This is a genomic window from Fusibacter fontis, assembly GCF_055378735.1.
Genome location: NZ_AP042445.1, coordinates 286,989 through 302,467 on the forward strand (window position 1 = coordinate 286,989; position 15,479 = coordinate 302,467).

The 15,479-nt window shown below is 36.0% G+C and carries 12 protein-coding genes and 1 riboswitch; of the genes, 11 read left to right on the forward strand and 1 reads right to left on the reverse strand.

The genetic code is table 11. The features are described from left to right. Positions 1-13: 13 nt before the first annotated feature. The 5 genes from lpdA to ACZ41W_RS01140 all read left to right on the forward strand — a co-directional run bounded on the left by lpdA (position 14) and on the right by ACZ41W_RS01140 (position 6,509). Positions 14-1,420 carry a dihydrolipoyl dehydrogenase gene (gene lpdA, locus ACZ41W_RS01120; protein ID WP_464313054.1) on the forward strand — a complete coding sequence of 469 codons (1,407 nt, stop codon included), beginning with the start codon at positions 14-16 and terminating at the stop codon, positions 1,418-1,420. Between the two features lie 199 nt (positions 1,421-1,619). After that, positions 1,620-2,855 carry a serine hydroxymethyltransferase gene (gene glyA, locus ACZ41W_RS01125; protein WP_464313055.1) on the forward strand — a complete coding sequence of 412 codons (1,236 nt, stop codon included), beginning with the start codon at positions 1,620-1,622 and terminating at the stop codon, positions 2,853-2,855. Positions 2,856-3,101: 246 nt separating this feature from the next. Continuing rightward, positions 3,102-4,025 (forward strand): PH domain-containing protein, encoded by a 924-nt coding sequence (locus ACZ41W_RS01130; RefSeq protein WP_464313056.1) that lies wholly within the window; start codon positions 3,102-3,104, stop codon positions 4,023-4,025. Positions 4,026-4,278: 253 nt separating this feature from the next. After that, complete coding sequence (locus ACZ41W_RS01135) at positions 4,279-5,499, forward strand: aldo/keto reductase (RefSeq protein WP_464313057.1); 1,221 nt, start codon at positions 4,279-4,281, stop codon at positions 5,497-5,499. Next, positions 5,499-6,509: an aromatic acid exporter family protein gene (locus ACZ41W_RS01140; RefSeq protein ID WP_464313058.1), complete on the forward strand. Its 1,011-nt coding sequence runs from the start codon at positions 5,499-5,501 to the stop codon at positions 6,507-6,509. The genes ACZ41W_RS01135 and ACZ41W_RS01140 overlap by 1 nt, the downstream gene beginning before the upstream one ends. A gap of 81 nt (positions 6,510-6,590) precedes the next feature. Here ACZ41W_RS01140 and ACZ41W_RS01145 read toward each other — a convergent pair whose 3' ends face one another. Then, positions 6,591-7,517 (reverse strand): hypothetical protein, encoded by a 927-nt coding sequence (locus ACZ41W_RS01145; RefSeq protein ID WP_464313059.1) that lies wholly within the window; start codon positions 7,515-7,517, stop codon positions 6,591-6,593. A gap of 407 nt (positions 7,518-7,924) precedes the next feature. Between ACZ41W_RS01145 and ACZ41W_RS01150 the strand changes: the two genes are divergently transcribed. From ACZ41W_RS01150 to ACZ41W_RS01175, 6 genes are all read left to right on the forward strand, one after another. Then, the gene (locus ACZ41W_RS01150; RefSeq protein ID WP_464313060.1) at positions 7,925-8,710 is read left to right on the forward strand and encodes a prepilin peptidase; all 786 of its coding nucleotides are present in this window, start codon (positions 7,925-7,927) and stop codon (positions 8,708-8,710) included. Between the two features lie 62 nt (positions 8,711-8,772). Beyond that, positions 8,773-8,856, forward strand: a riboswitch (cyclic di-GMP riboswitch). Positions 8,857-8,999: 143 nt separating this feature from the next. Further along, positions 9,000-10,685, forward strand: coding sequence for a GspE/PulE family protein (locus ACZ41W_RS01155; RefSeq protein WP_464313061.1), 1,686 nt, complete (start codon positions 9,000-9,002; stop codon positions 10,683-10,685). 92 nt (positions 10,686-10,777) lie between these two features. After that, positions 10,778-11,836: a type IV pilus twitching motility protein PilT gene (locus ACZ41W_RS01160; RefSeq protein WP_464313062.1), complete on the forward strand. Its 1,059-nt coding sequence runs from the start codon at positions 10,778-10,780 to the stop codon at positions 11,834-11,836. 14 nt (positions 11,837-11,850) lie between these two features. Then, entirely contained in the window at positions 11,851-13,068 is a 1,218-nt protein-coding gene (locus ACZ41W_RS01165; protein ID WP_464313063.1) for a type II secretion system F family protein, read from the forward strand. A 69-nt stretch (positions 13,069-13,137) separates the two neighbouring features. Beyond that, positions 13,138-13,500: a type II secretion system protein gene (locus tag ACZ41W_RS01170; protein ID WP_464313064.1), complete on the forward strand. Its 363-nt coding sequence runs from the start codon at positions 13,138-13,140 to the stop codon at positions 13,498-13,500. A gap of 108 nt (positions 13,501-13,608) precedes the next feature. Continuing rightward, positions 13,609-15,408 (forward strand): O-antigen ligase family protein, encoded by a 1,800-nt coding sequence (locus ACZ41W_RS01175; RefSeq protein WP_464313065.1) that lies wholly within the window; start codon positions 13,609-13,611, stop codon positions 15,406-15,408. The last annotated feature ends 71 nt before the right edge of the window (positions 15,409-15,479 follow it).

Sequence of the window (15,479 nt, forward strand, 5' to 3'; positions counted from 1 at the left end):
TTAGGAGGCGCTCATGCAAAAAAAAATAGTTGTAATTGGTGGCGGTCCAGGTGGCTATGTAGCTGCGATTAGAGGTGCTCAACTTGGAGCTCAGGTTACTTTAATTGAACGACATAAAATTGGTGGAACATGCCTCAACTATGGCTGTATACCTACAAAAACACTGTATAAAAATGCTGAAATATTGAATACATTGAATCACATTGATGACTTTGGAATTTCGATTGATCAGTATCAAATTGACATGAAAAAAATTCAAGCTCGAAAAGACGATGTGGTGAAAACTTTAGTAGGTGGCATTGAGCAACTTGTAAAAGCAAATGGCATTGAACTGATTGAAGGCTCTGCAAGTTTTGTAGATACAAAAACACTCAAAGTCATTAAAAATGATGGTGAAACAATTGAAGTCAGTGGTGATGAGTTTATCATCGCCACTGGCTCAACAAGTACGATACCACCATTTGAAGGGGTTAACCTTCCAGGTGTTGTAACCAGCAAAGGGCTATTAGAAATTGAAACTGTACCAGAAAAACTTGTGATCATCGGTGGTGGTGTCATCAGTTTTGAATTTGCAGGCATTTTCGCGGCTTTAGGCTCGGAAGTATCGGTACTTATTCGTGGAGATAAGTTCTTAAGAGAAGTTGACTCAGAGATTACTAAACGATTTGGTGCGACACTCAAGAAAAAAGGCATCAACTTGTATAAATCCATTGAAGATATGGTGATTGTTCAGACTGAAGATGGACTTAAAGTAACTGGAAATACAACTAAAGGTCCTGTGGAATTCCCTGCAACAAATGTACTTTTATCAACAGGCAGAAGCCCATACTATAAGGATCTAAATGTTGAAGCTGCTGGTATTGAATGTAGCCGTAAAGGCATTACGGTGGATCCTCATACATTTAAAACGTCAGTGGATCACATCTACGCAATCGGTGATGTCAATGGCATTCTCATGCTTGCTCATGCTGCATCACACCAAGGTATCGCTGCAGTTGAACATATCATGGGAATTGACCATAAAGGCAATCACGATGCAGTGCCAAATTGTATCTTTGTATTCCCTGAAATCGCAACGGTTGGAATCAGCGAAGATGAAGCGATTGAAAAAGGCATTGAAATCAAGAAGAGCAAGTTTATGTTTGGTGCGAATGGAAAAGCGTTATCAATTGGTGAAACAGAAGGCTTTATTAAAGTGATTGCAGATATGAATGACGTGGTTATTGGGGTTCATATTATGGGGCCTCATGCTTCGGACTTAATTGCAGAAGGAACTCTTGCAGTTGCGAATAAAATGACAGTCGATCAAATTGCCAATACAGTTCATGCGCATCCAACACTTGCAGAATCATTTGCAGAAGCAACTTTAGGTGTTCGTAATGAAGCCATTCACATGGCGCCGATGAAAGTCAAAAAATAAAATTATCAAGTGTTCCATACAGAGTATGTGAATTAAATATTTCGTGAATGAAAAAGTACATGAATGAATCGTTCATGAATGAATCGTTCATGGCTGAATCATTCATGGCTGAATCGTTCATGGCTGAATCGTTCATGATGTTTCATGAAGTGTATGTTATGGTAATAGCTTAAGAATGACAAATTGAGGAGAATAAGTGATGAATTTAGATTTGATTAAAAAGAACGATCCGGAGCTTTATGAATCAATGGAGCTTGAGCTTAAAAGACAATCGAGCAATATCGAACTTATTGCATCTGAAAACTTTACAAGTTTAACAGTAATGGAAGCAATGGGCTCGCATTTAACAAACAAATACGCTGAAGGGTATCCAAATAAACGCTACTACGGTGGTTGTGAGTATGTGGATATTACTGAAGATTTAGCAAGAAATAGAATGAAAGAATTATTTGGTGCAGATCACGCAAACGTTCAGCCGCATTCAGGATCACAAGCAAATATGGGTGTTTATATGGCGGTTTTAACACCAGGAGATAAAATTCTTGGAATGAACTTATCAGATGGTGGTCACTTAACTCATGGAAGCCCAGTGAACTTCTCAGGAAAGCTCTATAACTTTGTTTCTTACGGCGTAGACGAAAATGGCTTTATTGATTATGATGCACTTAGATTGATGGCAATTGCTGAAAAACCAAAGATGATCGTAGCAGGTGCAAGTGCTTACTCTAGAACGATTGATTTCCCTAGAATCAGAGAAATCTGTGACGAAGTTGGCGCATACATGATGGTAGATATGGCTCATATCGCAGGCCTTATTGCTACAGGATTACATCCAAGTCCAGTGCCTTATGCTGATTTTGTAACGACGACGACTCATAAGACTTTACGTGGTCCAAGAGGTGGCGCAATTCTTTGTAAGGAACAATACGCTAAAGATATTGACAAGACGATCTTCCCTGGTATTCAAGGCGGACCGCTTATGCATATTATCGCTGCTAAAGCAGTTTGTTTTAAAGAAGCGATGTCGGAAGAGTTTAAATCATATCAAACACGTGTTGTTGAAAATGCAAAGACACTTTCAGAAGCACTTATGTCAAAAGGATTCAAAATTGTATCGGGCGGTACTGATAACCACTTGATGCTTGTTGACCTTAGAAATAAAGATATCACAGGTAAAGCTGCAGAGAAGTTACTTGATGAAATCGGCATTACGACGAATAAAAACACTGTGCCAAATGAAACAGCAAGCCCATTTGTAACGAGTGGTATCCGTATAGGTACACCAGCTTCAACAACAAGAGGGTTCGGTAAAGAAGAAATGTTAGAAATCGCAGATATCATTAGCTGGACGATTGATAACCGCGATGCAGACCTCGAACCTGCACGTGCAAGAGTAAAAGCGCTTTGTGATCGTTTCCCATTATATAGAGAGTAATCCGTATATCGGGAATAATCAATAGCTTGTCGAGCACAACCTCGGCATTCCAACCCCACAAGAAAGGTGGCTCTCGATGAAAATCAAGAGCCATTTTTCTTTGCAGAATCCTACTAAAATTGATGATGTCAGGTTTAGAAAATTGCAATATTCACAGATTAATAATCTATTAAGAGATTTTTAATAAGTCTAGGATATCATTAAACATAGATACACTGTTTTCTGTGTTAATATGGGAGGTTAGAAGTGAGAGTTTTTTCATATTTTATGTTCGCCTGTAACTTAATGACATTTTTGATTTTGCTAGGAGCCAATTATGGAATGGCGAAACCATCTCGTGGTAGATTATTTGGAGTGTATATACCAAATGAGCGACTGAATGATGATGCCATCACAGAAGTCATCACACAGTATAGACGAAATAATCGAATATGGATTATAATGTCCATTATAACCAACTTTCTTATGTTAATAGATACACCTTACATGTCAATTGTGCTGTTGTTTTTATTCATTTGGCTAGGATTTGTAATAGGTGGAAAACTTTATATTATCGGTAAAGCAAGTGAACAACTTAAGATCATTAAACGACAAAGAGGTTGGTACGACTCAGTTCGCGATGATGAAGAGAATTACTGGAAATGGGCATTGTTTTATAACAATCCAAACAATCCCAAAATGCTAGTATTTAATCATATGGGCAGCTCTAACGTGAATCTCGGCACTAAGGGTGGCAAAATCTTCATGTTATTCACGATTGTCATATTGGTGCTATGTTGTGTCATGTTACCAATCGCATTATTGATGGATGATTTTATTGCGCCCAAAGTAACAATTACTGATGATAGTATCACAATAAAAAGTACGATGGAAAAGGCAACAATATCATTTGATACAATAGAAACCATCTATATGACTGAGGATGTGAGAATAGGAACGAAAGTTGTTGGATCAGCAACGCCTTTGTATCGTAGAGGTATTTTTTATGTATCAGAATTTGGTAACTGCGAAGTATCAGTATTTAATGAAAACAAGTCGGTTATTGTGATCGTCCCAAAAAAATATATACAGTCAAAAGAAAATCACAAAGAAGTTAAACCCGTCATTTTTAACATGAAAAATTTAAGTGAAACTGAAGAAATGTTCAGAAAATTAGTAGATAATTTATAAATGCTATCCCGCTTTACAAAAAATTGCCCAATTTACACATTTTTTTGAAATCCATCAAACAATTCAATTGTGTCAACCGATTAAAAGTACTATAATTATGAATCAAGAGGAGTCGTTTAGGATTTACTCTTGATTTTTTATTTGTAGAATATTTATAAAAAAATTGCGAACATCAATAAGTTAATATAAAATCTCTCTGTGGGGTATATATTTTTTGCTTGATATTGATTAAGATGTTCAAATAGGAGGCGTTATGGAGTACAGACAAGTTGCTTCATCTGGTGAGAAACTTTCTATTTTAGGATATGGTGGCATGAGATTTCCTACGAATAATGGAAGAATTGATGAAAAGAAAGCGTTGAAGCAATTAAGATCAGCCATTGATCAGGGTGTGAATTATGTAGATACAGCTTATTTTTATCATGGTGGTCAAAGCGAAACTTTTATCGGACGTGCTCTGAAAGATGGGTATCGTGAGAAAGTGAATATTGCGACCAAAATGCCTCCGTGGCTCGTCCATAATTCAAGTGATTTTGATGTCATATTCAATGAACAACTCAATCGATTACAAGTTGAGGTTATCGATTACTATTTGTTACATGCCTTAAATGAAGAAAATTGGGAAAAGTTTTTAAAACTCAATATTTTTGAATTTTTGGATAAGGTTAAACGTACTGGAAAAGTGCGTCATGTGGGATTTTCCTTTCATGGAGATCGCACGCTATTTAAGTCGGTTATCGACGCGTATCCATGGGATTTTTGTCAGATTCAATACAATATTTTAGATGAGTATAATCAAGCGGGTAAAGAAGGTTTGGAGTATGCTGCTTCGAAAAATATTGCAGTGTTTGTCATGGAACCCTTACGCGGAGGGACTTTAGCGAACAAGTTGCCTGAAAAGGTGCGTCTGCGTTATCAAGAGACTCAGCCTGAATGGACACCAGCGGAATGGGCACTTAAATGGATTTGGAACCATAAAGAAGTGACCATGGTTTTATCTGGAATGACGGAGGATGCTCATATCGAGCAGAATATACGTTATGCAAATGGTATGATGCCTGAAAGTCTTTCGAATGAAGAACTTGAAGCTTTGAGTGAAGCGAGACGTATCTACTTAGAACTTCAAAAAGTGCCGTGTACAGGTTGCCAGTATTGCTTACCGTGTCCTTTTGGCGTTGATATTCCTAGATGTTTTGATTTATATAACTCTAAGTATTTATTGAATCAAAAAGTAGGAACGTTTTATTGGATGCAAATGGGAGGCATGAATGGTAAAGCGAGCTACGCTTCGCTATGTAAACGTTGTGGCAAGTGTTTAGAACATTGTCCACAGTCCATTGATATTCCTAATCGATTAAATGAAGTCGCAAAAGATATGGAAAAACCGTACATGAAACCTTTAATTCGCATTGCTTCAAATGGAATTAAAATATATACCACTGTGAAGAGAAAATTCAGAGGAGTACGTAAATAATGAGATTTTTGTTTGATAAGATCAAATTGAGCCGACAAGCGATGCTTTTTGATTCGTATTTATACGTGTTGAAAGGGTTTTTAAGCGTTTTTACCGCGTACATATTGTTTCATAATCATCCGATTATGGGAAAAGATATGATATCGCTATTGTTTGGTATGATGTTGACGCTGGAACCTGTAAATATTATCGGGATCAAGGCTGGATTTGACCAGATTAAGTTTTCAATCTTAGGTGGAGTAGTGACAGCGGCACTTGTTGCTTTATTTGGCGTCAATGTGATTACAATTCCTCTAGGCGTAGCAGCAACGATGTATTTTGCACTTAAACATAATTGGAGATTTGTATCGCCTGTTGCAATTTTTACAGCAATTTATATGACTCAATATATTCAATTAGATGCCCTTGGCAATCCGAGTATGTGGATTACGCTTAGATTGAGATTGTTAGCGCTAGGTTCAGGTATTGGTGTTGCTATTTTATATAATTATTTATTTTCACTTATATTTCATAATCGCATGTTGAGAAAACGTGTTATTTATATTGTAGAAAGTCTTGACCAAAATTTGGATACGTACTTACGAGAAGAAAAAAGTGGAGATTTAGTTGCATTAAAGAGCAATATTACCAGTTTATTTGGTGATATTGATCAAATTACGAGTTATGTAACTGAAATTAAGCGTGTTAAAAAGAATGATGGATCTTATGAACGATATAAGTGCATGCTTTCTGAATTAAGAGATTTTACACATTATTTTTTAGATGTGATTATGTATCGTATGAGACATGATGTAGGGATGGCTGATTTAGAGATGTTAAAAGCATTTAGAAATTTACTCAAAACCCTTCAAAAGACACTTGAGAATAACTGTGACAATTGTGAAGAACTCAAAGCACAATATGAAGCTGTAATGGCCCTTAATATCACTGAAAATAGCTATTTGGAAACTATGCATAGCACTGTGACAAGCGCTGCTAAATGCTATTTAACGGTGAATCGCAATTTGTAGGAGATTATGTAGTAAACAGTTAAATTAGTATTTCACACTATAATATTTCAAACTTTAACATAAAGAATGAAAAAAGCCATCTTATAGTCGTAAGATGGCTTCATTTCTTTTTTGAGTGAGTTCTTGGATGGTACTTTGACATTCAACTAATAATACTTCTAACTTTTCAAGCAGTCTCTCAGCTTTTTCAAGATTAAGATGAATATTATCGCTTGCCTTAGCAATTTGAGATTGGACAGATAAATCTGAGAAGATATTATCAAAAAAAGTATCAAATGCAACTGTAAGTGAGTCTAAATCCAAAAGATCAAAATCAAAATAGTAGTTTAAGTCTGAAAGTTCTTGAGTCAGCGCGTTTGCTTTATCTTGTGAATCTTTGATAAGTTGTGAAGCTCGATTGAGATGATCGTGTTTTACGAGGCTAGTCAACATGCCTCCTCCAAAGATATCCCACGTTCCCCAACCTTTTGAAGTTGAGAGCTCTTCTGCGGTGCTTCTTAAGACTGAAATGAGCTTTTTAGATGCTTGTATGGCTTCTTCAATTTCCTTTTTCTTACTTTCGCAATTGCGTATCTTTTGATCGAAATCCATAATTTCTTGATTTCCTTGCTGATTGACCCAAGCAATTTTTGCATTTAATAAGGTTGTGTACTCTTGTTCAAGATATTCTGTCTTTTTTAAGGCATCTGTAATACCTTTGATTTCTACTTGATATTGTGTGAGCGTTTCGAGCAAATTATCGTACTTATATTGTGCCATTTTCATTTCTCTAAACTCTCGATCCAGCATTTCTTCGTAATGATTTGAAAACAGTGCGATGAGTTTTTTTATGGAAAGTTTCTCCATAGCATGATAGTCTTCGGTCTCTTTTTTTAGGCTAGATTGCAAACGAATTTCTTCTTGAGAAAGCTTCGCAAGCTCGTCTACCAATTTTTTTCTTTTGTTGATCATGTAAGCTCTATTTGCCATAATCTTGGACAGTTCGTCCAAGCGACTAAAATCTTCCATCGCTTTCTCCTTAATTCACTTCTAAATATGACAGTCGCAAAATACGTATGTCAACTTTTGCTTGTACTTTTATTAGTATACCCCAATGAAATGAAAAATGAACATAAAATTTATTAATAAAGAATTAAATCTATTGTTATGAATCAACTGTTATGAATCAACTGTTATGAATCAACTGTTGTGAATCAACTGTTATGGATCAACTGTTGTGAATCTGTTGCTTTGAATGCGAAAATGAACAAATAATAAATTGGAGTGAAGCATTGTTTCTTTCTATCGTATTATGTTATGATGGTGATATAAATGATTGAAATTGTAAAGCTTAAATTTGTTAACTTAAATATGTTAAACTTGAATTGTTCAGTTACCGTTAGTTCAAAATGTGTAGAATCCTGTAGGAGGTTGTTTTGACGATATATTTGATGTCCTTGGTCACTTTATTTGGCATGATTATAGGGTCCTTTTTAAATGTTTGTATTTATCGAATTCCAGTAGGTTTAAGTATCGTAAAACCAAGGTCTCGATGTGGAAGCTGTGGTAAAGTATTAACAGCAATTGATATGATCCCTTTATTTAGCTGGATTTTTTTGCGTGGCAAATGCAGAACCTGCCAATCAAAGATTTCATTTCGATATCCATTTGTGGAATTACTAGAAGGTCTATTGTTTTTAGCGATTTACATCAAGTTTGGTTTGAGTTATGACACGTTGATTTTGTGGATTTTTATTGCGTTGTTGACGGTTATATTTTTTATAGATTATGATCATAAGATGATTCCAAATTCTATTGTCATCTTTGGGTTAATTGTAGGGACGATTCCAGTTGTTATGAGCTATATCCATTTGTACTCAATCTATCATGTGACAAGTTGGTTAACGCCGCTTTTAGCAGCACTTGTACCGGTTGGCGTCATGATACTTATTGCACTGTTGTCATTTGTCATTGCAAAGCGTTCTGGAATTGGAATGGGGGATATCAAAGTGTTTGCACCCATAGGTCTTTTTCTAGGTTGGAAGTTTGCTCTTATGGTCATATGGTTATCTTTTGTATTGGGTGGATTTTTTGGAATTTATTGGCTGATTGGTTTGAAGAAAGACAAAATGGAGACAATTCCGTTTGCTCCTTTCATTGTTGTTTCGTGCTTAATCACAATTTTATATGGTACAGAGTTGCTAGCAATTGTAACTGGATAATTTACATGAATTAAACGTTTACAATTTCACGAAATACATGTATAATGTTGATAGATTTATAATGAAAATATCGGCAAACTGTATGAAAATACAGGACGCAAAGTTAGAAGTCTAAGGCATAATGCTATGATCGTTCAACTGCAGTTTTTTTAAACTGCAGTTTTTTTATTTTATTTGGGTATATTGTCAATGACAAGCCATTTAAAGGCTTGAGCAGATGCCTAGTATAAGTGTATAATAAATATTGAGAAAACGTAATAATTTCGAAGTAAGAATAGGAGTACATTCGATGGCAGCTCAAAAAATGCGTCTTGGTGACATTTTAGTGAAAAATGGTGTCATCGATGAAGATAAATTATTTAAAGCGTTAGATTTGCAAAAATCAACTGGTCAAAAGCTAGGTGTTACACTGATTACACAAGGTTGGATTACTGAAGATCAATTGTTTAAGGTGTTGGAGGAACAGTATCAAATCCCCTATGTAGACATTAACAATATTTATATAGATCCGAAAGTGCCTAAATTAATTAGTGAAAGTCTAGCACGTAAGCACATGGTCATTCCGATTCGATTAGAAAATAATGTGATTACCATTGCCATGGTTGATCCACTTGATATGATTGCAAAGGACGATATTCGCTTGATTACTGCGATGGATATTAATCCTGTAATCTGTTCACAATCGGATATTGCAAAAGCCATTAATCGCTATTACGATGCCTCTGAAAAAGCAGAAAAGGCAGTTGAAGACTTTAAATCACAAATTGGATTTACTGAAGAAGATGAAGAAACTGAAGACGCGGATGTTACCAATTCACCGATGGTTCGATTGGTGAATACAATCATTTCGCAAGCGGTTAAGAGCAAAGCAAGTGATATTCATATTGAACCTTATGAGAGAACAGTCCGTATTCGGTATCGTATAGATGGTGAGCTTCGAGAAATGATGACTCCTGCTAAAGCGACACACTCTGCAATTGTAACGAGAATCAAAATATTAGGAAAAATGAATATCTCTGAAAAGAGAATTCCTCAAGACGGGCGTGTAGAAACGATTATCGAAGGCATTCCAATTGATATGCGGATCTCAATTTTACCAACTGTGTATGGTGAGAAAATCGTTATTCGTTTACTTGATCGTAATAGTTTAGTGGTTCAAAAAGAAGATCTCGGTTTTACAGATCATAATTTAGACATGCTTGAAAAAATCATGAAAGTTCCTGAGGGAATTATCTTGGTAACAGGTCCAACTGGAAGCGGAAAGACCACAACCTTGTATTCACTTTTAAAAGAGCTAAATAAAGAAACTAAAAACATCATTACGGTTGAAGACCCTGTTGAATATCGATTAGAAGGCATTAATCAAGTGCAAGTAAACGTGAAAGCAGGTCTCACTTTTGCAAGTGGATTAAGATCCATATTACGACAAGATCCAGATATTATCATGGTAGGAGAAATTCGTGATGCAGAAACTGCTGAAATTGCAGTAAGAGCCGCTATAACAGGACATATTGTACTGTCCACTATCCATACAAATGATACGGTTAGCACCATTTCAAGACTTGAGGATATGGGCATTGAAAACTACTTGGTGAGTTCGTCTGTGGTGGGCATTATCGCTCAGCGTCTTGTAAAGAAGGTATGTAATAAATGTAAAGTGGGGCATTTAGCAAGCTATGACGAGTTGGATTTGTTAAGTTTGCCACATGATACAGAACTAGAGATATTTGTAGGAACAGGCTGTAATTCGTGTAATCATACCGGATATTCTGGAAGAACTGCGATACATGAAGTGCTTGTAGTGGACAGAGAAATTAGAAATCTCATCAGTACAAGTCAAAGTATTGACGACATCAAAAAAAGAGCGGTTGAAAAAGGACTGACAACCTTAAACGCAACTTGTAGAGAACTTGTGAAAAAGGGCGTTACGACTCTTGATGAGATGAACAGAATGACATTTAGCTTTGATGAATAATGAGAATATGTGACTAAACTGCATCATAGTTGAAATCTATCAACACTTGAAATCTATTAATAATTGTTGAGTCCAATTAAAATGGAGGGTGTATGGAATTACACAAATATCTTGAAATCGCCATAGAGCATAAAGCATCTGACGTTCATATCACAGTTGCATCGCCTCCAATTATGCGGGTTAACGGAAGCTTAATTCGCATGACAGAGCAAAGGTTGATGCCGGACGATACGTACCGGATTGTTCGAGAAATATTGACTGCAGAACAAGCCGATGATTTAGAAAAAAGAGGCGAACTCGATTTTTCTTATTCATATCCAAGTTTGGGTCGTTTTAGGGTCAATGCTTATAAACAACGTGGTAGTTACAGTATTGCTCTTCGTGTTGTCGCATTGAGTATTCCAACTATGGAACAATTGAAATTACCGCAAGTACTTAAAGAACTTGCAGGAAAACAGCGTGGTCTAATTCTGGTGACTGGACCAACAGGTAGCGGTAAATCCACGACGTTAGCCTCTATGATTGACTATATGAATCATGAAAGAAATGAACATATCATGACCATTGAAGATCCCATTGAGTATCTTCATAAACATGATAAGAGCATCATCAATCAACGTGAGATCGGAAATGATTCAAGGACGTTTGCAAATGCATTAAGGGCGGCTTTGAGACAAGATCCTGACATTATACTCGTTGGAGAGATGCGAGACTTAGAAACGATATCCACAGCGATTACTGCTGCAGAAACAGGTCACTTAGTATTGTCAACACTCCATACGATCGGTGCAGCTAAAACCATTGACCGCGTGATCGATGTATTTCCACCTCATCAACAGCAACAAGTGCGTATTCAATTGGCATCTGTACTCGAAGCGGTTATATCGCAGCAAATATTACCAAAGGCAGATGGCACGGGACGTGTCGTTGCTTTTGAGATCATGGTTGCCAATACCGCGATTCGAAATCTGATCCGCGAAGGCAAAACGCATCAAATGCAAACAGTGATACAAACAGGTATAAATCAGGGGATGATTACAATGGATGCCTCATTGATTGACTTATACAAAAAACATCAAATTGATCAACAAACATTGCGTAAGTACGCAGTAGACTTAGATATGGTCATGAAACAAATTGGCTATATGTAAATTGGGGGGCTAACATGGTACATGTTTATAGATGTAAAGAAATAGATTTGAAGGGACATGTCATTGAAACCGTCTATCGTTCAGAATCTCGCGATGAAACTATGCGTATGATTCGAGCAAAGGGTCATCGACCGGTGTCGATTACGATTGAAGAAGAAAAAGGACAGGATATTTCACAACTTGAAATCTTTCAGAAACGCGTAAAAGTCAATGATATCGCTATGTTCTGTAAACAGCTTCATACCATGCTCAATGCAGGGATGCCGCTACTAACGTGTCTGGATGTTTTGAGTGCACAGACAGATAATAAACGGCTTGCAGGGGTAATCAAAAAAATGGCCACTCAAGTACAAAAAGGAGATATTCTCTCTGTAGCCATGAGGCAACATCCTAAAATATTTCCTTCACTGCTTGTAAACATGGTCGAAGCAGGGGAGTTAACAGGTAATTTGGACAATGTTCTCATGAAAATGTCAGAACATTACACGAAAGAAAATAAAATCAATAGTAAAATCAAAGGGGCGATGATGTACCCGATGATTTTAAGTATATTAGTTGTAGGTGTTGTTATTTTTATGTTGACGTTTATCTTGCCAAGATTTACTGAGATGTTTACAGCTTCTGGGACCGAATTACCTGGTCCAACTCGATTTTTAATGGGACTCAGTGATGCGATAAAAGTGTATTGGTATTTATTTTTAGCAGGTATCATCGCCATTATTATGGGTATAAAGCAAGTTAAGCGTACAGTTGGTGGGAGACGATTTTTCGACAGAGTGAAACTCAGCATACCCGTCATGAAAGTGCAAATTGCCAAAATTGCAACATCTCGATTTACACGAACCATGTCGACACTATTGGCAAGTGGAATCCCTATCATCCAAGCGCTTGAAACCTCTGGAAATGTCACGGGTAATCAAGTGGTAATCGATGGCATTGCAGTAGTTACTGAAGATATGAAAAAAGGGATAGCGCTCAGTTCGCTTCTAAAAAAAGTAGGCGTCTTTCCGCCGATGGTGATTTCCATGGTAAGCATCGGTGAAGAATCTGGTTCGCTTGAGGAAATGCTTGATAAGACGGCAGACTATTACGATGAAGAGCTGGATGCAGCGATTTCAAAGATGATCAGTATGCTGGAGCCATTGATGATCATCGTCATGGCGGTAGTGGTTGGTTTTATTGTTATTTCTATGCTGTTGCCAATGTTTGACATGCTCAAAACAGTGAAATAGTAAAGAAATAGCATTAAACATATAGGGCGAAAGCCTAATAAAACATAAATGTTAAGGAGGAAGAAACACATGATGAAAGCATTGAAAAAGAAAAGAGCAGGCGGATTTACTCTTATCGAGTTAATCGTAGTTATCGTAATCTTAGGTATTTTAGCTGCAATCGCTATTCCAAGATTGGGTGGATTTACAGATAATGCTAATGAAAAAGCTGCATTAGCAGAAGCTAAAACTATTTACACATCATTAGTAGCATTACAAGCAAGTAATGGATCTGTTTCAGGAATTGGTTTGACATCTACATCTTTACTTGATTTAACAGGTCCTTTAAACGGAACTGCTTTAACAGTAACAGACGCAGATAGTTTTGTGTATACTGTTAAAGGATATACTGTAACCTACACAAATGGAACAGCAGCAGCAGTTAAAAACTAATTAATCGTATTCTATTAATGATAACAACAGACTATTATTAATGATCCAAGGATTGCATGTATTAAGTACTTGCAATCCTTTTATCTGTCGTTGTGTTGAAAGGTGATTATGAAAAAAATTAATGAGCAAAATGCAAAAGAAATAATTTACATCATGCCACTAATATTATTAATCGCGGTTGTTCCACTTATTTTGAGATTTCGCGTAATTATACTAGAGGGAGAGTGGTTTGAATGTTGGACGGGTGCATATATTGAAAATGATTATTTTTCGTATTACAAATCATTATTTATCATAACACTCTCTGTTGTTGGTACCATTTTACTTTTGCTAAGAGTTGTTTTTGATCGGTTTCATTTAGTTTGGGATTCTGCGCTGATATGGGTTGTGTTGGTTGGCTTAACAATGATTGTTTCTAGCCTGTTATCTGATTATTCGTTTATTTCATTGCATGGATATGTTCACCATGGCGAAGGTATTCTTGTTCTTATATCCTATTTGATTATGTTTGTTTTAGCCTATCAGCAAGTGACTTCTGAAAAAGCGATTAAAATCATTATAGGATCTTTATTGATTTCAGCCTTTATGATCTGTTTACTTGGATTTTTTCAGTTTTTTGGTAAAGATTATTTAAATACATGGATTGGCAGACGATTAATTTATCCTTTTCAATATCATTATATTGCTGATTCAAAAACCATTGTTAATGTGGGAAAAGAAATTATTGCAACCATGGGCAATTCGAATTATGTTGGAAGCTATATGGCGATGGTATTTCCTCTAGCGACAGCATTATACTTCGGGATAAAAAGCCGCTTAAAAACAGGATTATTTTCTGTTCTGTTGTTGTTGTTTTTTGCTGTGTGGATTGGATGCAAATCTAGAGCGGGGATGCTAGGTGGCATGATTGCGTTGTTAATTATAATTCTATTCATGAGAAAACAAATTTGTCGTGACAAATTTAAAATATTCATTATTATTCCAATGATTTGTATCGCATTGATGATGAACACGTTTTCAGATGGTTCATTATTCGGAAAAATCAAGAGTTTCAACCCTGACATTGAAAAGACAAGTGATGATCGTTTAATGGTTAAGTCATTTGAATTAAATGATAATTTCGGTAAAATAAAAACCAATCACTATACAATTGCTTTTTCAGTCAATAAGGGATATGTTCATTTTTACAACGATAATAATGTGCAATATGCGAAAGAACACATCAACGAGGATTCGTATTTAATTCATATTGATGATACTGAAACCCTAAAAGTACAAGAAATTGTTTCGTCAAAAAAAACAATTCTTATTACTACTTTGGATAACATAAAACTCAATTGGTATATTAAAGAGGATGTTATACAATTAGGTGGAAAATTAGGCGAATTTCATACAAGTGTATATGAACCTGAAAAATGGGGATTTGAAGGTAGAGAAACTTTTGCGTCGGGTCGTGGGTATATATGGTCGAGATCATTTCCGCTAATTAAGAATAACCTTTGGTTAGGTACAGGACCAGACACGTTTGGAATGTACTTTCCTCAAGAAGATTTTGTGGGGAAAGCCAATTATTTTAGAACCCTTAGTATGGTTGTAGATAAGCCACATAGCTATTACTTACAGTTACTTATTAATACGGGATTAATTTCGCTGATCACTATGTTGATTTTGTTTTTATCTTATATTTTAAAAACGTTTATGCAATTATACACATGTAATTTTACTCAACGTTGTCAGTCCAATATGAATGATTTCTATGCATATGTAGTGGGAATCTTTGCCGCTGTAATTGGTTATCTTATCGCTGCAATATTTAATGATAGTGTTGTTTCTGTAGCTCCGATATTTTGGATCTTATTAGGAATTGGATTTGCATCTCATAGATTAATGAAGTGTAAATGTCTTTAAAATTGCAAAATATGAAAATAAGAACAGCTTGAAATGAGAACATGTAGACAATTTTACACGGATACGATATA

Excerpts from the sequence above, each read along its gene's own strand:
- ACZ41W_RS01160 (WP_464313062.1), top strand. The coding sequence starts at position 10,778 with ATGGAATTACACAAATATCTTGAAATCGCCATAGAGCATAAAGCATCT.
- ACZ41W_RS01140 (WP_464313058.1), top strand. The coding sequence starts at position 5,499 with ATGAGATTTTTGTTTGATAAGATCAAATTGAGCCGACAAGCGATGCTT.
- ACZ41W_RS01170 (WP_464313064.1), top strand. The coding sequence starts at position 13,138 with ATGATGAAAGCATTGAAAAAGAAAAGAGCAGGCGGATTTACTCTTATC.
- ACZ41W_RS01155 (WP_464313061.1), top strand. The coding sequence starts at position 9,000 with ATGGCAGCTCAAAAAATGCGTCTTGGTGACATTTTAGTGAAAAATGGT.
- ACZ41W_RS01145 (WP_464313059.1), bottom strand. The coding sequence starts at position 7,517 with ATGGAAGATTTTAGTCGCTTGGACGAACTGTCCAAGATTATGGCAAAT.
- ACZ41W_RS01135 (WP_464313057.1), top strand. The coding sequence starts at position 4,279 with ATGGAGTACAGACAAGTTGCTTCATCTGGTGAGAAACTTTCTATTTTA.
- lpdA (WP_464313054.1), top strand. The coding sequence starts at position 14 with ATGCAAAAAAAAATAGTTGTAATTGGTGGCGGTCCAGGTGGCTATGTA.
- ACZ41W_RS01175 (WP_464313065.1), top strand. The coding sequence starts at position 13,609 with ATGAAAAAAATTAATGAGCAAAATGCAAAAGAAATAATTTACATCATG.
- ACZ41W_RS01165 (WP_464313063.1), top strand. The coding sequence starts at position 11,851 with ATGGTACATGTTTATAGATGTAAAGAAATAGATTTGAAGGGACATGTC.
- glyA (WP_464313055.1), top strand. The coding sequence starts at position 1,620 with ATGAATTTAGATTTGATTAAAAAGAACGATCCGGAGCTTTATGAATCA.